Annotated in this window: 23 protein-coding genes and 1 pseudogene; 13 read left to right on the forward strand and 11 right to left on the reverse strand. The window is 40.8% G+C overall.

The annotated features are described in order from the left end of the window. Positions 1 to 122: 122 nt before the first annotated feature. Positions 123 to 1,037 carry an ABC transporter ATP-binding protein gene (locus ACE1B6_RS19140; RefSeq protein WP_413258855.1) on the reverse strand — a complete coding sequence of 305 codons (915 nt, stop codon included), beginning with the start codon at positions 1,035 to 1,037 and terminating at the stop codon, positions 123 to 125. A 68-nt stretch (positions 1,038 to 1,105) separates the two neighbouring features. Beyond that, positions 1,106 to 1,909, reverse strand: a complete 804-nt coding sequence (locus ACE1B6_RS19145) for an ABC transporter permease (protein WP_413258999.1) — start codon at positions 1,907 to 1,909, stop codon at positions 1,106 to 1,108. 29 nt (positions 1,910 to 1,938) lie between these two features. On the opposite strand from ACE1B6_RS19145, the gene ACE1B6_RS19150 reads away from it, so the two are divergent. The 8 genes and pseudogenes from ACE1B6_RS19150 (at position 1,939) to ACE1B6_RS19185 (ending at position 6,952) form a co-directional block, all read left to right on the forward strand. Then, positions 1,939 to 3,888, forward strand: a complete 1,950-nt coding sequence (locus ACE1B6_RS19150; protein WP_413258856.1) for an FAD-dependent oxidoreductase — start codon at positions 1,939 to 1,941, stop codon at positions 3,886 to 3,888. A gap of 99 nt (positions 3,889 to 3,987) precedes the next feature. Beyond that, positions 3,988 to 5,046, forward strand: coding sequence for an aromatic ring-hydroxylating dioxygenase subunit alpha (locus ACE1B6_RS19155; RefSeq protein WP_413258857.1), 1,059 nt, complete (start codon positions 3,988 to 3,990; stop codon positions 5,044 to 5,046). Between the two features lie 33 nt (positions 5,047 to 5,079). After that, positions 5,080 to 5,202: pseudogene (locus tag ACE1B6_RS19160) on the forward strand (type II toxin-antitoxin system RelE/ParE family toxin); the annotation flags it as partial. A gap of 4 nt (positions 5,203 to 5,206) precedes the next feature. Beyond that, positions 5,207 to 5,521 (forward strand): helix-turn-helix domain-containing transcriptional regulator, encoded by a 315-nt coding sequence (locus ACE1B6_RS19165; protein ID WP_413258858.1) that lies wholly within the window; start codon positions 5,207 to 5,209, stop codon positions 5,519 to 5,521. A gap of 65 nt (positions 5,522 to 5,586) precedes the next feature. Then, the gene (locus tag ACE1B6_RS19170; RefSeq protein ID WP_413258859.1) at positions 5,587 to 5,931 is read left to right on the forward strand and encodes a type II toxin-antitoxin system RelE/ParE family toxin; all 345 of its coding nucleotides are present in this window, start codon (positions 5,587 to 5,589) and stop codon (positions 5,929 to 5,931) included. After that, positions 5,903 to 6,223: a transcriptional regulator gene (locus tag ACE1B6_RS19175; protein WP_413258860.1), complete on the forward strand. Its 321-nt coding sequence runs from the start codon at positions 5,903 to 5,905 to the stop codon at positions 6,221 to 6,223. Before ACE1B6_RS19170 ends, ACE1B6_RS19175 begins: the two co-directional genes overlap by 29 nt. Positions 6,224 to 6,288: 65 nt before the next feature. After that, a complete protein-coding gene (locus tag ACE1B6_RS19180) occupies positions 6,289 to 6,633 on the forward strand; it encodes a type II toxin-antitoxin system RelE/ParE family toxin (protein ID WP_413258861.1) in 345 nt (114 codons plus the stop codon). Beyond that, the gene (locus tag ACE1B6_RS19185; protein WP_413258862.1) at positions 6,605 to 6,952 is read left to right on the forward strand and encodes a helix-turn-helix domain-containing transcriptional regulator; all 348 of its coding nucleotides are present in this window, start codon (positions 6,605 to 6,607) and stop codon (positions 6,950 to 6,952) included. Before ACE1B6_RS19180 ends, ACE1B6_RS19185 begins: the two co-directional genes overlap by 29 nt. A gap of 3 nt (positions 6,953 to 6,955) precedes the next feature. Here ACE1B6_RS19185 and ACE1B6_RS19190 read toward each other — a convergent pair whose 3' ends face one another. The 4 genes from ACE1B6_RS19190 to ACE1B6_RS19205 all read right to left on the reverse strand — a co-directional run bounded on the left by ACE1B6_RS19190 (position 6,956) and on the right by ACE1B6_RS19205 (position 11,287). Beyond that, on the reverse strand, positions 6,956 to 7,564 hold the full coding sequence (locus ACE1B6_RS19190; protein WP_413258863.1) for a hypothetical protein: 609 nt from the start codon (positions 7,562 to 7,564) through the stop codon (positions 6,956 to 6,958). Positions 7,565 to 7,734: 170 nt separating this feature from the next. Next, positions 7,735 to 8,568, reverse strand: coding sequence for a bifunctional hydroxymethylpyrimidine kinase/phosphomethylpyrimidine kinase (gene thiD, locus ACE1B6_RS19195; RefSeq protein WP_459563066.1), 834 nt, complete (start codon positions 8,566 to 8,568; stop codon positions 7,735 to 7,737). A 327-nt stretch (positions 8,569 to 8,895) separates the two neighbouring features. Further along, positions 8,896 to 10,179 (reverse strand): cell division protein FtsZ, encoded by a 1,284-nt coding sequence (gene ftsZ, locus ACE1B6_RS19200; RefSeq protein ID WP_459563061.1) that lies wholly within the window; start codon positions 10,177 to 10,179, stop codon positions 8,896 to 8,898. A gap of 133 nt (positions 10,180 to 10,312) precedes the next feature. Then, complete coding sequence (locus tag ACE1B6_RS19205) at positions 10,313 to 11,287, reverse strand: cell division protein FtsQ/DivIB (RefSeq protein ID WP_413258865.1); 975 nt, start codon at positions 11,285 to 11,287, stop codon at positions 10,313 to 10,315. A gap of 129 nt (positions 11,288 to 11,416) precedes the next feature. On the opposite strand from ACE1B6_RS19205, the gene ACE1B6_RS19210 reads away from it, so the two are divergent. The 3 genes from ACE1B6_RS19210 (at position 11,417) to ACE1B6_RS19220 (ending at position 13,532) form a co-directional block, all read left to right on the forward strand. After that, positions 11,417 to 11,545, forward strand: a complete 129-nt coding sequence (locus ACE1B6_RS19210) for a hypothetical protein (protein WP_413258866.1) — start codon at positions 11,417 to 11,419, stop codon at positions 11,543 to 11,545. Positions 11,546 to 11,680: 135 nt separating this feature from the next. Further along, a complete protein-coding gene (locus tag ACE1B6_RS19215; protein WP_413258867.1) occupies positions 11,681 to 12,910 on the forward strand; it encodes an urease accessory protein UreH domain-containing protein in 1,230 nt (409 codons plus the stop codon). Beyond that, positions 12,885 to 13,532 (forward strand): hypothetical protein, encoded by a 648-nt coding sequence (locus ACE1B6_RS19220; protein ID WP_413258868.1) that lies wholly within the window; start codon positions 12,885 to 12,887, stop codon positions 13,530 to 13,532. Before ACE1B6_RS19215 ends, ACE1B6_RS19220 begins: the two co-directional genes overlap by 26 nt. A gap of 62 nt (positions 13,533 to 13,594) precedes the next feature. Here ACE1B6_RS19220 and ACE1B6_RS19225 read toward each other — a convergent pair whose 3' ends face one another. The 5 genes from ACE1B6_RS19225 to ACE1B6_RS19245 form a co-directional block, all read right to left on the reverse strand. Further along, the gene (locus ACE1B6_RS19225) at positions 13,595 to 14,038 is read right to left on the reverse strand and encodes an orange carotenoid protein N-terminal domain-containing protein (RefSeq protein WP_413258869.1); all 444 of its coding nucleotides are present in this window, start codon (positions 14,036 to 14,038) and stop codon (positions 13,595 to 13,597) included. A 108-nt stretch (positions 14,039 to 14,146) separates the two neighbouring features. Beyond that, complete coding sequence (locus ACE1B6_RS19230; RefSeq protein WP_413258870.1) at positions 14,147 to 14,626, reverse strand: orange carotenoid protein N-terminal domain-containing protein; 480 nt, start codon at positions 14,624 to 14,626, stop codon at positions 14,147 to 14,149. 131 nt (positions 14,627 to 14,757) lie between these two features. Next, positions 14,758 to 15,807, reverse strand: a complete 1,050-nt coding sequence (cobW, locus tag ACE1B6_RS19235; protein WP_413258871.1) for a cobalamin biosynthesis protein CobW — start codon at positions 15,805 to 15,807, stop codon at positions 14,758 to 14,760. 135 nt (positions 15,808 to 15,942) lie between these two features. After that, positions 15,943 to 16,605 carry a hypothetical protein gene (locus tag ACE1B6_RS19240; RefSeq protein ID WP_413258872.1) on the reverse strand — a complete coding sequence of 221 codons (663 nt, stop codon included), beginning with the start codon at positions 16,603 to 16,605 and terminating at the stop codon, positions 15,943 to 15,945. A 70-nt stretch (positions 16,606 to 16,675) separates the two neighbouring features. Continuing rightward, positions 16,676 to 18,289 (reverse strand): iron uptake porin, encoded by a 1,614-nt coding sequence (locus ACE1B6_RS19245; RefSeq protein WP_413258873.1) that lies wholly within the window; start codon positions 18,287 to 18,289, stop codon positions 16,676 to 16,678. Between the two features lie 344 nt (positions 18,290 to 18,633). On the opposite strand from ACE1B6_RS19245, the gene ACE1B6_RS19250 reads away from it, so the two are divergent. Beyond that, a complete protein-coding gene (locus ACE1B6_RS19250) occupies positions 18,634 to 19,458 on the forward strand; it encodes an ABC transporter permease (RefSeq protein WP_413258874.1) in 825 nt (274 codons plus the stop codon). Further along, positions 19,458 to 20,207, forward strand: coding sequence for an ABC transporter ATP-binding protein (locus ACE1B6_RS19255; RefSeq protein WP_413258875.1), 750 nt, complete (start codon positions 19,458 to 19,460; stop codon positions 20,205 to 20,207). The genes ACE1B6_RS19250 and ACE1B6_RS19255 overlap by 1 nt, the downstream gene beginning before the upstream one ends. The last annotated feature ends 8 nt before the right edge of the window (positions 20,208 to 20,215 follow it).

Genomic DNA, 20,215 nt, shown 5'->3' on the forward strand with positions numbered 1-20,215 from the left:
GGAGACTAGGAACTAAGCTGTTACGCATTAAAAAGTCATATTGTAGGGTGCGTCAGATTTAGATATTTTCCTTTCTATATCAGGCTTTACCGTCTGACGCACCCTACTCGTTAATAAGTGATTTAAATGCGTAACAGCTTATGATTACTGTGTTTTGTCACTTCTAGATAAATATGTTCTAAGGTGATTGGTTGGCGGGAAATTGAGGCTAGGGAAATGTTATCGAAAGTGGCAATGATTTCTTTTAGTTCTAAAGTTTTGGGTAGCCAAAATGCTAGTTTATTACCATAGCGTCGATGAGTAAAACCTAACTCTGTGGCGCGAGCGATCGCTTTTTCCTCTTCTTCGGTTTCTATCGTAACTATCTCCTTTGCCGGAATCAAATTTTGCAATTCTGACAAAGTTCCTTCTGCCAAAATTCGCCCATTTTTTAGAATGCCGATTTTTTGACAAAGGCGTTCAGCTTCGTCGAGTAAATGGGTAGTTAATAAAATAGTAATTCCCTGATTTTTCAAATTGTGAATTAATTCCCAAATATGATAACGCGCCTCAATATCTAATCCTGTTGTCGGTTCATCTAATATTAGTAACTTTGGCTGATGTACTAACGCTACTGCAATATTTAAGCGTCGTTTCATCCCGCCGCTGAGAGTTTCTACCGGGCTGTTTGCGCGATCGCTCAAATTGACATCTGCTAAACATTTTTCAACCTGTAACTGGCGAAGTTTTCCCCCTAACCCATAAATTTGAGCAAAAAAATTCAAATTTTCTTTACAACTTAGCCCTTGATAAAGTAAATTTTCTTGAGGTGCTACACCAATGATTGCTTTACTTTTTTCCGAAACAGGTTGATTGTTGATTTGAATTGTCCCGCTATCTGCTTTCAGCAAATTACATATAATATTGATTGTCGTTGTTTTACCTGCTCCATTTGGCCCCAGTAAACCATAAATTTCTCCAAAATTAATTTGTAAGTTTAAATTTTGCAGAACTTGACGCTTTCCGTAAGACTTATTGATCTTTTCAATTAACAACATTACTTTCCCTGATAAAGTTAGCTTTTTCCAGATTACCGACTTCTTGAAGAAGTCGGAGATCTACAGATTTATAACCTACGTTCTACACGCAACATCCGCCCATAAGATAACCAACCTGCACCAATCATCAAAATAGCAAACGCCAACAAAAACCAAAAATGCGAGGCAATTTCTGTTAATCCATTGCCATTAGCAGACACACCGAGTAGTGCTTCAGTCATGTGATAAATGGGATTAAATTTAGCCAAGTCTAGCAGAAATTTCGGAAAGACAAAACTGGGAATAAATGCCCCTCCTAAAATTAATAAAGGTACACCAAAAGTTGCTACTAAAGCATTAATATCATCAGCACGACGAGCTAATTGTGTACCGAGAATAAATCCCACACCAACATAGGAGATAATACTGAGTAAAATAATCATTGCTCCCAAAAGGAGAGAGCCGTGAAATTTAGCTTCCCAGAAAGAGGCGATCGCATACACCAACAAACTCTGACCAACACCTATGCAACAATGAGCAACGAAAATGCCGAGAAAATAAGCAGTTCCACTCAAAGGAGAAATAAACAACCGCTTGAGCGTTTGCTGCTCTCGTTCCGCTACCACCGTAGTCACAGTACCACCCAAGCAGCTAAAAAACAGCGCCGCCCCTACCAAAGTAGTTGGTGCAGCATTTTCAAAAGCCAAAGTAGTCGGTTTAGCATTTTCCAAACCAAAAACCATTGACTGTTGAGCGCGTTCTGCAAAAATAAATCCGTTGAGCAAAAGCAGCGCAATGGGAAAAACACTCCAAAAAATCAGGCTACGTCGCCGTCGGAATAACTCAATTAAAATTCGCTGAGCCACAGCCAGCGTTTCCCGCCCATATTTCATCATCATGTGAGGAGTTAGTAAAGTAGTTCATGAATCAATTATCAAGATACGCCCAATTACCGACAATTTCACGACGTACTTTTATAAAAATGTTCGGTGTCGGTGCAGTTGGTGGTGTAGTGGGGTATTCCCGTTTTTCTAAACCACAACCAACAATTTTTCAACAGGATACCCTCAATTTACCCCGTTGGACAAATAAACCAATTAGTGTCACCGTAGTTGGTGGAGGTTTAGCTGGATTAGCTTGTGCTTATGAATTAAGCCAACGAGGTTTTCAAGTTACGCTATTAGAAAAATCGCCGCAATTAGGAGGAAAAATTGCCAGTTGGCCTATACAAGTAGGCGAAGAAACTTTTATGATGGAACATGGGTTTCACGGCTTTTTCCCTCAGTATTATAACTTAAAAAGTTTAGTCAAAGAACTGGAAATTACTGATAATTTTCTGGATTTGAAATTTTACTCAGTTGTCTATCGAGATGCTAAATATCAACCCGAAGTATTTCGCCCCAGTCATTCTGCTTTCCCCTGGAATATTGTAGATTTAGCCTTTTCTTCTCATAACCGTTTACGCTGGGGAATTAACTTGACAAAATGGGAACATTGGCAAGTTTTCCGGGCTATTACCGGATTTCAAACTGAGAAAACTTTTCAACGGCTTGATAATATTTCAGTTGCGGAATGGGTAGAAAAAGAATTTCCGCGAGGATTATATGATTTATACTTCCTTCCCTTTGCTAAATCGAGTTTAAATGCTCCTGACGAAATGAGTGTTGGCGAGTTAATGCAATTCTTCCATTTCTACTTTTTTGGCAACCCGGAAGGTTTAGCTTTTAATGGTACTAAACAGGACATGGGAACTAGTTTAGTGCAACCGATCGCGCAAGCAATTCAAAGTAAAGGTGGAACAATTGTTACTGAGGCAACCGTTAAAGAAATTAATGCCTCTCAAGGCAAAATTGATACTTTAACTTATTATCAAGGTAACAATAGTAATGATGTGCCTTTTTGGGTAAGTCGCAATGAATACATCGCTGATAAGCAAGTAGAATATTTTGGTGCTGGGGATGAAGTTTTTGCAGTAAAAGCTAATAGTAATGAAGCGATTTCTTTAACTTGCACTCACCAAGGTTGTACTGTACAAAAACAGGCAAATGGTGAATTTCACTGTCCTTGTCACGGTGCCGCCTTTAATAAAGATGGTAAAGTTATTAAAGGGCCTGCTCAAAGGGATTTGGCGAAGTATAAAGTGATCGATCGCCAATCCGATCGACTCCAACTAATCGCCACCACAAACAACCCCAACTCAACTAAATCAACCAACACCATTCAAACAGATTACTACGTTTTCGCCACTGATGTTCCCGGAGTGCGCCAACTATTTACCCGCATCAATGGCGATGTTAACGAGAAAGTAAAAACCCAAATTGCAAAACTACCAGTAGCAGATCCCTTTGCAGTTTGTCGTTTTTGGTTCGATCGCGATTTTCAGTGGGAACAAAGTTGGTTTACCTCCCTATCCGGCTATCGCCTAACTGATAGTATCACCCTCTATCATCGCATCCAAGATCAATTCATTGAATGGGCAAAGAAAACCGGAGGAAGCGTAGTCGAACTACACGCATATTGCTACAAAGAAAAAGAGTTTCCCACCCAAGAAACACTACTCACAACCTTTGAACAAGAACTATATGAAATAGTCCCCGAACTGCAACAAGCAAACATCCTGCATCGAGAACTAGTCAATCAAAAAAACTTCTCCGGTTATCCGCCGAATAGTTATGCAGAACGCCCCCAAACAACCAGCGAAATACCCAACCTTTTATTCGCTGGAGATTGGGTAAAAATGCCCTTCCCTTGTGGTTTAATGGAAAGAGCAATTAGTAGCGGTTTCCTAGCAGCAAACGAAATTTTGCACCGCCAAGGATTGCAAAGACGCACCTTATTTACAGTCAACCCCGAAGGACTACTAAAAATTTAAACTCATCCCCAAGATGAACGCAATAAACCCAAAACCTATCTGCGTTCATCTGCGTTCATCTGCGGTTAAAAATTTAGCTTTAAATCAGGTTTTCTTGTCATGAATGCTCTCTCTTCAATCAACAACTCTCGCGACATTCGGAAGTTAGGAATTAATCTAAATCATTGGTATGTCGCCGCCCAAATTAGCGAATTAAAAAACCAACCTTTAGGCGTTACCTTATGGAATCAACCAATAGTAATTTACCGAGACAACACAGGTAAAATATACGCCTTAGAAGACAGATGTCCCCATCGCCAAGTTAAACTAAGTCACGGAAAACTTATCAATAATCAACTAGAATGTGCTTATCACGGTTGGCGGTTTAACGCTGCTGGCGAATGCGCCGAAGTCCCCTATTTAGCAGCCAATCAAAAATTACCCAACTGTAAAATTCGCAACTATCCCGTAATTGAAAAAGACGGATTTATCTGGGTATTTCCCGGTGATGAAACCTTATCAAATTTAGTTTCACCTTTGCCATTACCAGAATGGGATCATCTGAATTATATTGTCAGTTATACAGGTTTTGATTGTCCATCTCACTATTCATTTTTAATCGAAAACCTGATGGATATGTATCACGGACATTTGCATCAAGACTTACAAGCTTGGGCAAATCCTATATTACAACATATTGATGAAGATGATAACAAAGTTCATGCTCATTATCAAGCCCAAAGCTATTACCGAATTAACAGAGAATGGGCAGTTTTACAGTTATTTATTCCCGCTTTACGAAAGTTGCATCCTGAACCGTTAGATGTGAGTTATATTTATCCTCATTGGGTAGCAACATTAGGTGAGGATTTTAAAATTTGTTGTTTATTTTGTCCGGTAAGTGAAACAAAAACTCGCGCTTATTTAATTCATTTCACTTCTTTAAATGCCTTTGACAAATTACATATATTACCTGTGTGGTTTCGCCGCTTCGTCAAAAACGCTTCCTTTAATGCAGCCAAAGGTTTACTTAATAACTTAGTGCGTCAAGATTTAGTGATGATTGAAGAAGAACAACAAGCTTATTTGCAACATCCAGAAAGGAAAAATTATGAATTAAACAAAGCCTTAGTAAGCGTACAAAAACTAATAAAAACCCAATTCCAAAAATCAATATAACTGTAGGGTGCGTTACGCTGCGCTAACGCACCATTCCTGATTTATTTTGGACAAGTAGGATCTATGATTATTCTTCTACTCTGTGGTGGGGATAAAAGCACTCAAGTTCAAGACATTAACACAGCTAAAGAATACTGGGCAGAATATAGGAGTTAAGACAATGCTTAAAATCAAAAGTGTTAGTTACCATGAAGATTTGATTCAATTTCTCAAAGATTCTGAACACGCTGCTGGTTATATTGAAGCTATTTTAGAAGAAGAAGATCCTGAACCGGAACTTCTCCGAAATGCGCTGAGGAAAGTTATTGAAGCTTGGGCAAAAAGCGATCATCGCCTTTCCGAATCAACAAAACAATTGCATGAAAAGCTCGATCGAATACTAACCGAAACTAATGCTACTGAAATATACACTTTTATTGAACTAATCAATTCACTAGGATTTCAAGTGACTATTTCAGCGAAAGAAACTGAATGAGTTCCCGATTTTGATATTATGCGATTTATCGTGAAATCAGATAATTCTGGAACTACAATAAAATTATGGAAGTACAACCAAAGCAAATTCGACGTTACATTACTCAAGATGGTAGAGTTCCTTTTGCTGAGTGGTTGGATTCTCTTAGAGATACAAAAGCCAAAAACCGGATTCAGTTAAGACTTGACCGAATTGAAGAGGGAAATTTAGGGGATTGCTGTTCAGTTGGAGAAGGAGTTTTTGAGCTTAGAATTGATTATGGCCCCGGTTATCGAGTTTATTTTGGACAAATAGGATCTATTATTATTATTCTCCTCTGTGGCGGAGATAAAAGCACTCAAAATCGAGATATTCGCAAAGCTAAGGAGTATTGGGCTAATTATGAAAAATCTGAAAACGCCAACGAGTGATAGCTATCATGACTACTTAATTGAGTCTCTGAAAAACCGCGAAGAAGCTGCTGGTTATATTGAGGTAGTTTTGGAAGAAGGCGGCGATCAACCAGTATTATTACGAAAGGCAATTAGAAATGTGGTTGAAGCTTGGGAAAAGAGCGATCGCCTTTCCGAATCAACAAAACAATTGCATGAAAAGCTCGATCGCATACTAACCGAAAGTAATGCTACTGAAATATACACTTTTATTGAACTAATCAATTCACTAGGATTTCAAGTGACTATTTCAGCGAAAGAAACTGAATGAGTTCCCGATTTTGATATGATGCGATTTATGGTGAAATCAGATAATTCTGGAACTACAATAAAATCATGGAAGCCCAACCAAGGGAAATTCAAAACTATTTGACACCCGATGGAAAGAGTCCTTTTGAAGAATGGTATTATTCGCTTCAGGATATGAAAGCTACAGCCAGAATCCAAAAGCGACTTAGGCGAGTTGAACTAGGCAATTTGGGAGATTATCGATCGGTTGGAGAAGGAGTTTGTGAACTTAGAATTAATTATGGTCCGGGCTATCGAGTTTACTTTGGACAAATAGGAATGACAATTGTACTTCTCCTCTGCGGTGGGGATAAAAGTACACAAGAAAAAGATATTCGCCAAGCTATTAAATACTGGAGAGATTATGAAAGACGTGAAAATTCCCACAAGTAGAAGTTACCGTGAGTTTCTAATTGAATCTCTCAAAAACCCGGAAAGATCTGCTGCTTATATTGAAGCTGTTTTAGAATTGTCAGAAGAAAGCCCAGATCCAGAATTACTGCGAGCAGTTCTGAAAGATGTTATTGAGGCGCAGATTAATACTAACAATCTCTCCGAATCAACAAAACAATTGCATGAAAAGCTCGATAAAATGCTAACCGAAAGCAATGCTTCAGAAATTTACACTTTCATCCAATTACTAAATGAACTGGGTTTCCAACTGACAATTACAACCAAAGAAACCCAATCCTCACCAGCAGATAACTGCTAAAAATTATCGTTTAATCAAAAGTGGGCGCATAAACAAATAGCCAGCACCAAAAGCGGTGACTACAATTAAAACGATCGCCAAAGTCAACCACCAACCATTAATCTCAGAATTGCGATCTAATTGACTATTCCGGCGATAACGTCCTTGCACTTGTTCTGTTACCAACTTCTCTTGAAAAATCGGTATCAATGGCTCATTATCTTCAAAAGCTTCTACTCCCAAAGTGGGCGGATTAATCGGAGAATTTTGCCCCGGATGCTTATTTAATTGTCGTAGATAAGATATATCTATTGATTCCGATCGCATTTCTGGATGAATAAAATCACGCTGGCGAATTCCCGGATTGGAAGCATCAGCCACCTGCTTTAGATATATAGCCGAATGAACCACCTTTTCAATTTCCCGGCGCAATTGTTGATTTTGTTCGTACAACTGCTGATTTTGGTTATTTAGTGATTCCAGCATTACCCTTGTCGCTTGCAACTCAGCTGCTAGTTCCCGATAAATCGAAATTGGTACTGAACGAGCATTATTTCCAGCCGATGTGGGGATATTCTGACCACCATTTCCCGCATTTTGGTGGGGTTGCTTGGGATTGAAATTTGGCATCATAAGTTTTGCTCTAACTTAAAGCTAGGTCAGCCAGAGGCAACCTGTTTAACACTTCTCTCAACTAAGCTTAATTGCTTAGATTTCAACTATGCCTAAGATATAGTCCCAATCAGGATAACACAACCGCGATCGATTCCATAAAATTGTCCGTAATTGGTTAGTAATCTGTTTTAGATTGCTCGGTTATTGTGGGCAATTAGGGGAAAGAAATGTCCTACTGGCCCTTGACCTTTACCGATACTGAGGCCGTAGTTTAAAGCAGTGGTAACATAATCTTTAGCTTTTTGCACGGCGGTTAATAAATCTTTTCCTTGGGCTAAATTCGCTGCGATCGCGGCTGCCAAAGTACAACCAGTCCCATGAGTATTAGTTGTTTCCACCACTGATGTAGTTAAGCTTAAAAGCTGCTCGCCATCAAACCACACATCCACGCCCCGTAAATCTCCCGACATTCCGCCACCCTTCACCAAAACCGCTGGTGTTCCCAGTTTGTGAATTCGTTGAGCCGCTGCTTGCATATCTGCTAAACTTTCAATTTGGCAACCGCTGAGGATTTGTGCCTCGTAACGATTGGGAGTGACAATAGTCGCTTGGGGAATTAGTCGATCGCGCAAACAGACGATCGCGCCATCATCAATTAACTGCGCCCCAGTGCGCGATACCATTACTGGATCGACTACCAAATTTGTAATTTTTAACTCTGTTACCTGTTGAGCTACAGCCAGAATAATCTCCTGATTGAGCAACATTCCAGTTTTTGTAGCTTGCACCCCGATATCGGTGACAACTGCCTGTATTTGGGCGACTACAGCCGCCACAGGCAGGGGATCGACCCGGTTTACACCTAAAGTATTTTGCGCTGTCACACAGGTAATGGCGCTAGTACCGTGAACGCAGTGAAAGGCAAAAGTCCTTAAATCTGCTTGTATTCCGGCTCCGCCGCCACTATCTGAACCTGCGATCGTCAAAGCTACTGGTACACTCAATGCAGTTTCCTTTGTTATACCGAAGGAAGTTTTCCGTGGTTGGGGCAGGTCGAGAAACCCAATTCCTTTATGTTTTTCTGTAACTCTTAGGGAAACTTTTCCCCTCAGAAATTACCACCGAAAAGTCAAACAAGGCGGTTTCTCGATACTTTTAATTTTGCCATTACACCCAGAAGCATAGTTAAGTTCTTGATGCTTACCCTACCAGAAAAGGGAATTAACAGGCAAAACCAAACCTTACCAACGCAACAATTAACCGTTTAGATCGATTCTCCGCAATCCGGCTACACTTCCTCTGCATCACCGCTTCAGTAATTTGTCGCCAAAACTGAGAGAGAAAAGAGATTAGTTGTCTCTCTTCGGACGATTTCTTTGGAGAAACTCTGGAATATCTAATCCAGGTGGTTGTAACGGTGGTTGTCTTTCTGGTTCAGTTCTGACATTAACGTTTGTCACAGGTTTAACTGCTGGCTGATTGTGTTGCTTCGCAGCTGGGCGTGATTGCTGCCCTTGTGGTTGAGCTTCCCCACTAAACCCTGTGGCAATTACGGTAATCCTAACTTCGCCTTGCATTTTGTCATCAATCACCGCGCCAAAGATGATGTTGGCGTTGGGATCGACAACATCGTAGATGATTTCTGCGGCTGCATTCACTTCATGCAAGGTGAGGTCGCTACCACCCGTAATGTTGAACACTACGCCTCTAGCGCCTTTCACCGAGGATTCTAGTAAAGGTGAAGAAATAGCAGTAGTAGCTGCTTCCGTAGCCCGTGATTTACCAGATCCTTCACCGATACCCATCAAGGCCGATCCAGCATCTGCCATCACTGCCCGGACATCGGCAAAGTCTACGTTGACTAGTCCGGGGATAGTAATGATATCGGAGATCCCTTGGACACCTTGACGGAGGATGTCATCGGCTTGACGAAAAGCGTCTTGCAGGGGGGTGTTTTCGGGAACTACGGAGAGGATGCGATCGTTCGGGATAATAATCAACGTATCCACCCGACTTTGTAAGGCAGCGATTCCTTCTTCAGCTTTGTTAATCCGTTGTCGTCCTTCAAAAAAGAACGGACGAGTCACCACACCTACTGTTAAGGCACCTGCTTCTTTAGCGACATCAGCTACGACTGCGGCTGCACCCGTACCTGTACCACCACCCATGCCAGCGGTGATAAACACTAAATCTGAGTTACCAACAGCAGCAGTTATTTCATCGCGAGATTCTTCTGCTGCCTTTTGACCTACGGCTGGATTACCACCAGCACCTAAACCACGAGTTAATTTTTGTCCGATTTGCAAGCGTTTTGTGGCAGATGATAAAGCCAAGGCTTGAGCATCGGTGTTAATTGACCAAAATTCTACTCCTGAGAGGTCGCTGGCGATCATGCGGTTGACAGCATTGCTGCCCCCACCACCAACACCAATCACTTTAATTTTGGCTACCCGACTCGGTACGATGTCGCCGCTGTGTGCTTCTTCAGCCATATCTTTGGGTTCGCGAACTTGACCAAACTGAAATCCAGCAATCATATAAGGATTATTGGCATCCATCCCTGGTGCCACACCCTGTTGTCCCTCTGCTTGGGAAAGTTTATTTGCGAGCCCCTGTTTATTATTAAGAGTCATTGGAATCAAAAAATAGTCCCTAAACAACTTTTCAATTCTAGGTAGCTCAAGTCAACTATAGGGTAAGGTGGTTGAAAAACCAATAAATAGTGACAAGCTGATTGATTATATAGCAACTTTTGCTGAGAATAGCTTATCGCTCTCTGTTAGAGTTTGGTGTTCTTTGTGAGCGTATCTTTAGATTTTGAAGATTTTTAGCAGACTCAGACTGAAGTTGATTTGTTGGATATTGTAATTGAACAGCGGGTGAGTTTGGGTCTGTTAAGTCAATGTAAGCAATTGGGTGTCCATTAACTTCCTTTGACAATTGGCGCATTTGGTCTAAAACTGCCAGTTGGTCGGCAAACTGAGATCCATAGATTCCTAAATGTACTGTGCCGATGTCCGTTTTTAAGATTACATTAGCGGGGTTTTGCCAGTCTATTTCCGAGACTTTTATCGGAGAGCGACGCAATATTTGATACATTTGTGACCAATGCGGTAAATATTGTTGCCGATCGCCAATAATTCGCAGTGGGGGCAAAGGAAGCGGTTGTCCGGCAGAATTATAGTTTTCGATTGGTATCCACGTACCTTGGGCATCGATTAATCCTACTGGGACTGTGGGAGGCGGCGGGGGGGCGATTGCTTCGGGTCGATCGGTGGGATTTGCTTGGTTGGTTGGGGGTGTGGTTAATTGGGGTGTGGCAGAGGTGCTGGGATTGACTGAGACGGCTGTAACTACTGGTTCTCGTTCTTCGACTTTGACTGTTAAGCTGGGTGGAAATAGTTGGCGGCTGACTGATGCTTTGGCGATTAATGTTTGCTTTGTTTCTAGCTGTTGAGCGACGGTTTTTGGCTCTATTCGCAGTAGTGACTGGGGATAGGACAAGGATAACAAAGAGCGAACTCCTCGATCGGAAAGAATTTGATTACCTTCGATGTTAATTTGTTCGGGTTGTTTAATTACCCAGACTGGTTGGGTGGCTACCCAGCTTAATCCACCTGCCAAACTGCTAATGGCGACAATGCGCCAAATTCCACAAACTAGTTGTCGTCTTCTTTGACGACGTAGTGTTTTTCGCCTGTGGGACAATTCTGCGGAACTAACCGATAAGATGCTGGTCATACTGATACCTCAAATACCTAAAGTAAAGCGGCTAATTGATTTGTTGTGGGTGAGTTTTGGCTAGTAAATGCTCTGAAGATGCTGGATCTTTTGTGTCTGTGACAGGTCTGTGAAAGGTCTGTGACAGGCATGATGCCTGTCTTACAGGAGCGTTTCGCCAGTGAATTAGGTTTACCGATCGCTTGCTCTCTTGGTTTGGGTGATTTGGAAAAGCGATCGCTTCCTATTAAAGCTTTCCCTAAAAAGTTTACCGAATGATAGAGTTTTGAGTTTTAATTTTTGAGTTTTAAATTAATTAATTTCCTCTGCTCTCCTGCTCCCCTGCTCCCCTGCCCCCGTCTTCAGCTAAAATCACTTTGATTGTGAGTGACTCTCTGGGAGACTAAGACCAAAATGCTCGATTTGTTGCTGATGACTGCTTTGGGTTTCTTGGGAAGTTTTGGTCATTGTATCGGGATGTGTGGCCCTTTGAGTGTGGCTTTTTCCCTTTCCCAGAAGCCAAAGCTGGGTGCGAGTTGGCGACAACAGTTATTTTTTCATAGTTTGCTGAATTTCGGGCGAATTCTCAGTTATGCGTTGGTGGGGGCGATTATTGGCGCTTTTGGTTCGGTATTGATTGCTAGCGGACAGATGGCGGGGATCGATAGTGTGTTGCGGCGATCGATCGCGGTGTTGACGGGGATCATGTTGATTTGGTTTGGTTTGGCGCAGGTGAAGCCGGATTTTTTGCCACCGATCCCGATTTTTCACCCTTTGACTCAGGGGAAGTTGCACGATCGCTTAAGTAAAATGATGCTGAATCTTTCTTTGCAAAATCGTTGGTGGACTCCGGCGATTTTGGGAATAATTTGGGGTTTCATTCCCTGTGGTTTTCTCTATGCGGCTCAAATTAAGGCGGCGGAAACTGGTAATCTTTGGGTTGGTGCGGTGACGATGTTGGCTTTTGGGTTGGGAACTTTACCGATGATGTTGGGGGTGGGAGTTTCGACTTCTTTTGTCAGTGCGAATCGTCGGAGTCAGTTGTTTCGTATGGGTGGCTGGATTACGATCGCGATCGGTGTTTTAACTTTATTACGTACTGGTGATACGATGATAGACTTCACCAGTCATGGAGCTTTACTATTTTTAATGTTGGCGTTAATTGCTCGTCCAATTAGCAAAATTTCACCTAATCTTTTGCGATATCGGAGGGCTTTGGGTGTGGGTGCTTTTGTCTTAGCTTTAGCTCATGTTGCTCATATTTTAGACCATACTTTGAGTTGGAATTTTAACGCGGTTTCGTTTATGTTGCCTTTACATCAATTGGGTATGGTGACGGGAATTGTAGCGTTAATATTAATGATTCCGGCAACGGTGACGAGTTTCGATCGCTTTCAGAAAAGTTTAGGCAATCGTTGGCGACAAATTCATTTGTTAGCTGTGCCAGCTTTTCTGTTATGTGCGATTCATGCTGTAGTGATTGGTTCTCATTATTTAGGTGGGTTGCAATGGACTTGGGAAAATAAGTTAAGGACGGGGATTTTAATAGTAGTTAGTTTTGGGGTTTTTTTGGTGCGATCGCGTCAATTTTGGTCAATCTTATCTTTAGAAAAATTCTATGCTACACCGCTTAAGCCTGAATAAAAGTTTGGCGACATTGCTATTTCTGGGATTAGCAATTACTCCCGTTTCCGCCCATTCTGTAAAAATTGCCGAAGATGTAGGTGGAACTTTACACATTGAACCAAATGATAATCCCAAATCAGGGGAATCTTCGGAAACTTGGGTAGCACTAACTCGCAAAGGTGGAAAACTAATTCCATTAAAAGATTGTAATTGCCAAATGGTAGTTTACACTAAACCTCGTATTAAAGAATCTGCTCCGCTGTTAAAGGCTGCTTTAAAACCGATTTCAACTTCTCAATATCAAGGCATTCCGGGAGCAGATATTGTATTTCCGAAACCGGGAAATTACGAAATAGAAATCAGTGGCACTCCTAAAGCGAATGCTAATTTTAAAGCGTTTAAATTAACCTTTCCGGTTACTGTTGCGGCTGGTAGAACTGTAGCAGCACCAACACCTAACCCAAAAGCGGTGAATTCCCCTAGTCAAAACCTACCAAAAAATACCTCACAAACAAATAAGAATGCTGAATTAAATTCCGAGAAAAACCCAAGAATTAATCCAGCATTGCCTTTGCTTATTACTGGCGCAAGTCTCGCCGGAGTGGGAGTACTTGGGGTAGTTTTACAAAAGAGAAAGTAGTGAGAAAGGAGTTGGAAACTTTTATCACTTCTGCCTTTCCCAACTCCCACCCAGTCCTTCAATTAGCACATTTTATTAACGGCGCTACTGAGGAAGCTGGTTTGGTGTTCAAAGTCCAATTGTTTGGCTTGATTTAAGACTTTTTGAGCTTCTGAGGAGAGTTTGTAGTTGTTGGGCATGGGAACAATTGTTTGATTTTCCATGCCTTGTGCCAGGATGTACCAAACGCCTAATTTGGCGCGAGGATTTAAGGCACTATATTGTTGGGTAATGTCGTTGTGTGTGCCTGTTACAATGTCGCGTTGTGCTTGCAGTTGTTCGTCGCGAGACATTTGCTGAATGCGATCGACAATTGCTTGAGAAATTTCCAATCCTGCTTTAGGATCTGGGGTAATACTGCCTTTCATTTCTTCGTAAACAAACCACAAGATTGCTAGTTGATCGTCTGCATTTAAGCGGCGCAAAGCATCAACAGCTTGTTCTACATTAGCCTGAGTAAATGTCATATATTTCTCCAAAAATCAACAAGTTTGTAGTAACGACTTCAGTCGTACTTTCTGATATAAAAGGACTGAAGTCCTTACAACGAACCAGGTTTTAAAAATTGCTCGTTACTAAATTTGAGAACCGCCCGCTGGTTCTGTTCCCATTGGTAAAACTGCCCCACGCAGGAAATCAATTTGTTCTTGAAAACTTAAGCCTTCAATTTTGGCTAATAAGTCTTTTCCTGCTTGAGGAAGTTGATAGTCAGGAGGCATGGGAATAATGGTATTTTTTTCCATGCCTTGAGCTAAGTAATACCAAAAAGCTAACTTTGTTTCGGGACTAAAAGAACCGTATTCCCGGCTAAGTTGAGTGTTAGCTTTTGTGGCGATGTCGCGCATTACTTGCAATTGATCTTGATGGGAAAGTGCTTTAACTTGGTTGAATAAACCTTGAGCAATTTCCGATCCAGAAGCGCCTGGTGCGGCTGGTGTAATTGATTTTCCTAACTTGGTGTAAACGACCCAAAGTAAGCCGAGTTGGTCGTCTACATTCAAGTTTTTCAGTGCTTGTTTACCTTGGTCGTAAGCACTTAAATTACTAACTGTCATGTGTGTTTCGCTGAATTGTTAACGAACGTTTACATTTTGCAACAAACAGTGAAACTAACACCCCTACAAAAGGACAGAGACTTTGTAGGGGATCAAAGAAAAGCAAACCTTTCTGAAGACAGATGAAGCTATTAAACGGCGATTTTTTGCAGTTCGTTGGTGATTTCTGTAGTTTCTAAATCTCGCCCAATGAGGACTAATTTGGTTTGTCTTGGTTCAGTTTTTTGCCAAGGTCGGTCGTAAAAGTATTCTAAGCGATCGCCAACTCCCTGCAATACTAAACGCATGGGTTTGTTTGGCACGGAAACAAATCCTTTAATCCGGTAAATCTCTAATTTTTGCACTAGGTTTTGTAATTTCTCGACTAGTGTTTGGGGTTGGAAGTTTCCTTCTAAAACAAATTGCACTGAGTTAATTCTATCGTCGTGTTCGTGTTCTTCTTCTGTGTCGTGATGACTGGGGCGAGTTTCTAAATTATCTTCAACTGCGGCATTAAAACCGAGGAGTAATTCTGGATTAATTTCGCCTTTTTGACAAGGAACTAGTTTAACGGAAGAAGGTAATTGTTGTTTTAACCATTTCTCAATTTGAATTTGAGTTTGGCTGTCTATTTGGTCAACTTTACTGAGCAATACTAAGTCAGCACAAGCTAATTGGTCTTCAAATAGTTCTTCGATCGGAGTTTCATGATCTAAGTTAGGATCGGCTTGTCTTTGAGCATTTAAAGCGTCGAGATCGCTAACTAAATTTCCTGAAGCTAAGGCTTCGCAGTCTACTACTGTAATTACACCATCGACGGTAGCGCCTGTGCGAATTTCGGGCCAACGGAATGCTTGAATTAAGGGTTTAGGTAAAGCTAATCCTGATGTTTCAATTAAGATACAATCTAAGTCTTCTCGACGTTTTAATAACTCTTGCATTGTGGGCAAAAATTCTTCTTGAACGGTGCAACAAAGACAACCATTTGTAAGTTCAACAATGTTGTTATTTACTTCTTCTTGTTGTTCTTCTTCACAAACTTGGCAGTCACGGAGTAATTCTCCATCGATTCCTAATTCGCCAAATTCATTGACGAGAACGGCAACTTTTCGACCTTGGTTGTTTTGTAATAAGTGGCGAATTAAAGTGGTTTTGCCACTGCCGAGAAATCCGGTGATAACTGTAACGGGGATTTTGTGCATTTTTTGATTATTGGTGATTAGTGATTGGTTCTTGATGAAGAACCACTCATTGATATTACACCATTAATAAATGATTAGTAATTTAATGATGATTAAAGGTTTTTGAATCATCAATGCACTCAGTTTCACCAGTAACTAGATGCTTCGATCGAGATACACGATCATTTGTTGCACCTTAATTTCTAAAGGTTGCCAATTAGGATTTGAGGAAGAGAAAGTTCTGTCTCCCATCACTGCTTGATATTGGCGAGGATGTTTTTCGGCTGCATCAGGTGTAGGCGCTACTTGCAAGATTAATTTGCCTTGATAATCCGATAATTTAGTGTTTTCTAGTACTATTGTGCCGCTATAATCCCAGGCTAATCCATATAGTTTAAATTCACCTATTTTTTTTGTTAATTCTTCTAGGGAAGTACCGACACCAATACCTTCGGGTGTTTTCCAAGCTGAACCAAAATCGCGAATTGTTGCAGGTTTGATGCGTTTTTCATCCGCCCAAACTATTGTAAAAGAACGTTCTTTTCCCAAGTTAACGCGAGTAGCGGGGAATTGACCTATTCCTTCGGGGCCAAAAATCTTTTTGTCTTGTAAACGTGATGCACCAAAAAGTTTAGTTAATTCTTGGCGAGTGGTGTTTTTTGTAATTGGGCCTACTCTTTCTCCGGGAATTACTAAGGTATCTTTTAGTTGGTTAGTTTGGGCAATTGTTAATCGATCGATCGGGGTTTTAGCTGCTACTAAATAATTGGTCGAGTAACCGACTAGTAAGGTTAAGCTAAAGATCAGGAGGGGTTTCATCGTTGGATTTAATGACAAGAAATAAAGGGATTTTTGTGCATACTGATTCCTCATGATACGTTAATTTAAATCAGAAAGTAAATGTTGTCCGAATTGTTCCTACTAAAATTGGGTCGTTATTAGCATTATGTTCGGGGTGCAAGATTAGAAACATACCGGGAGTGACGAAAATGTTATCTGTAACTCGAATGCGATACATTGCTTCAATATGCCAGCTGGTATCGCGATCGCGAAAAATCCCTGTGTCAGAATTACTTTTGATATCACTACTAATGACTTTGGGAGGATTGCCAATTAATAAGGATGCCAGGTTTCCTTTACCACCCAAATCGGGGAAAGTTAGACTAAATGCCCAATAAATTATCTCAGCATTACTACCAGCAGAAATGCCTGAAGCTAAATTAGCGGTTTGGGCATTAGCAATAGTATAACCGAACCAACCAGAAAGATTTAATTTAGGATTTAATCGGTAGGTTGCTGCAATTCCAAAAAGATCGCCAGATGTGGCAACTCGATTACCAAAAGGTTGATTTGCGAGTACACTTCCTGTTGCACCAGAAAGCATTACTTGACCAGATGGATAATAGGAATGAGTGTAGGTTAATCCAATTCCTAATTTGGGATTGGGTTGGTAGGCGAGTTGGGCGATCGCTGCATAATTTCCATTAAACAATCCTTTTTTATCATCGGGATTTTCTGCATTTCTGGCAACATAGCCTAAACTTAAAATTAAGGGATTTGCTAATCGAATATTTGTGACAATTCCCTTTCCTCCTTCACCTTGTCGATAGATCGGACTGTAACGACCAAAACGGGAAATTGAACCCGTAAAGTTGGGAAGTAAAAATGGATTAAAACTCGGAATATGTTCTGGTTCTTCAATGCCTCCAGCTTCTAAAGTTACGTTCACTGCTTTGCCGATTGGAAAACGATAGTAGAGTCGCTGAATCTGCAAATTGTTGTTATTATTGCCATCAAATCCCAGGCGAGTCATGTTAGTTCCGGTGACGCTAACATTTAATGGCGTTCCGTTGAATGCCCCAAATCGGATTCGCAGTAAATCTTTGCCTGTAAAACTGGTACTAAAGTTGAGACGTACAACGTTAGAAAAGATTGTTTTAGTTTCGTCTCGATCGCCAAAGGTATCGGAAATCGCAAATACGGCATCGCCGGAAAATTTGACAGTCCGGGAAAATTGCTGTTTTTCTAAGCTGCTAATTCTGGTTCCTAATGAATCAATTCTCCCCCTTAATTCGGCTAGTTCATTGGCAAATTCTGTTTGCAATTTTTCTAGGATTACTAAGTCTTCTTTGCTGACTAGATTGGTGGTGTTAGGGTTAATTAATTCTAAAATGCGATCGAGACAAGCATTTAAACCTGATGCAAATTCATAACGAGTTAGGGCGCGATTTCCCCGATAAGTTCTGTCTGGATATCCAGCGATGCAACCATAGCGTTCGACTAAGGATTGTAATGCTTGAAATGCCCAATCCGAAGGATTCACATCGGCAAGTTGAGAAACACTAGTAACTCGATCCATTGAATCATTTTGTTCTAAACTTAGTTCTGTTTCCAAGGTTTCTAAACTTTTAGTAGTTGCTACTGCTTTGGAAAAATCGAAACCAAGAAAAGGCAAAATAGTAGATGTAATGCCCAGCAGAAATTGGGCGAATTTTCGCCTCATAACATCACTCCTTATAGATTTTTTTAGTGCGATCGCTCAAGCTTTATCCAATCTGCCAAATTTTCGCGTCGCCTATATTATCAGCACTTATCAAAGTCCCATTAAAGGCGACTATCTCTACTTTGGTAACATGAATAACAGTTTATTACTCTTTACGATTACCAAAACTTTTCAGGATAATAAAGTCTTTTATCTGTTTATACAATACCCCTCCCTGGCATAGACAACTATATAGAAAACACCTATCATACAGATGCTTGATAGCACAAACTAAGCTAGGTTTGGTTTTTCTATTTGAGTTAGATTACTAAAAAAGAGGTAATCAAAATCATTCTCATTTAGCTATGTTAGAGTCAACAGAAAATAAGGGGTTGGCTTTTCTCAGGGTGAAATTAATTAAAGCTTTTCTGCCAGAAGTTCTCAGTATTTTGTGTATTTTGGGTTTTTGGCAGTTTGGTGCAAACCTTTATCCCAAGGCGATTTTGCCCTCTCCCGGAGAAACGCTGACTGCATTAATGCAAGTTTTGTTTAGCCGTTCTTTGCCAGAGGCGATCGCGTCTACCATGCTGCATAGTTTGGGCGGTTTTAGTATTGCGGCTGTAGCTGGGATTAGTCTTGGTTTAATAGCAGAAATGCAGGGTTTTATCAGGCGAATGTTGATGCCGATCGCTACTGCTTTACAGGGAATTCCACCAATTGCTTGGATTGTCCTTTCAGTTTTGTGGTTTGGCATGGGTGATGCTAATTCAATCTTTACCGTTGCCTTAGCAATATTTCCGTTAATATTTATTGCTACTATTGAAGGATTGCAGACAACAGATCCCAGGTTATTGGAAATGGCAAAAACTTATAAACTGCAAGGATTGATGTTAGTAAGAGAGGTTTATTTACCCCAGTTAATTTCGATTTTGTTTCCGGCGATCGCTTCTAGTTTAGGATTAGCTTGGCGAGTGGGAATTATGTCGGAAGTGTTGTCTGGTACTACGGGAATTGGGGCAGAACTTAACAAAGCAAGAGGTAATTTTGATACTGCCACAGTTATGGCATGGATTGTAATAATAGCAGTGCTGATTCTCACTTGGGATTACTTAATTTTGCGGCGGGTGCGAAATTATTTAATGCCTTGGCGTAACCAAACTTCTCTGCGCGAAAAAGGTGGTTTTAGCTAATGTTAAAATTACATAAGATTTATCAGCAATTTGGTGGAAATTGTATAATCAAAGATATCAGTTTTAATTTGTCTGAGGGAGAGATACTTTGTTTACTTGGCCCTTCAGGTTGTGGCAAAACAACGCTACTACAAATTGCCGCAGGTTTAATAATTCCTACTTCGGGAAAAGTAGAAAACTCCAGCAGACAAACTGCGTATGTTTTTCAAGAACACCGTTTACTTCCCTGGCGTACCACGTTAGAAAATCTAACAATTGGGTTAACAGCTAAAGGAATTTCCCCTAAACAAAAATTGCGAGTAGCACAAAAATTAGCGGCACAATTGGGATTAGAAAATGCCTTGCATCTCTATCCCGATCGGTTAAGCGGTGGGATGCAGCAACGAGTTGCATTAGGAAGGGCTTTGGCGATCGATCCTAATTTATTGCTATTAGATGAACCCTTTAGTGCTTTAGATGTCGGGTTACGCAGACAGTTACAAAGATTAGTTTTGGATTTAATTACAACTAGGAATTTGGCGGCAATTTTAGTGTCTCATGATTTAGGAGAAGCAGTATTAATGAGCGATCGCCTTTTGGTGTTGTCTCCTAGCCCTTCTCGCATTGTTTATGATTGGCAAATTGAGCGATCGAAAAGTCAAAGAGATGAAGCTTATATTTACAAATCTGTTTGTCAGTTACAGCAAATTCCCGAAGTTGCTTTGAGCTTTAATTTGCCAAGTTTGAGTTTAGAGTTTGAGAGTTTTTAAGAGGAATT

It is taken from the genome of Floridaenema fluviatile BLCC-F154, from assembly GCF_041929135.1.
GTDB lineage: Bacteria > Cyanobacteriota > Cyanobacteriia > Cyanobacteriales > Aerosakkonemataceae > Floridanema > Floridanema fluviatile.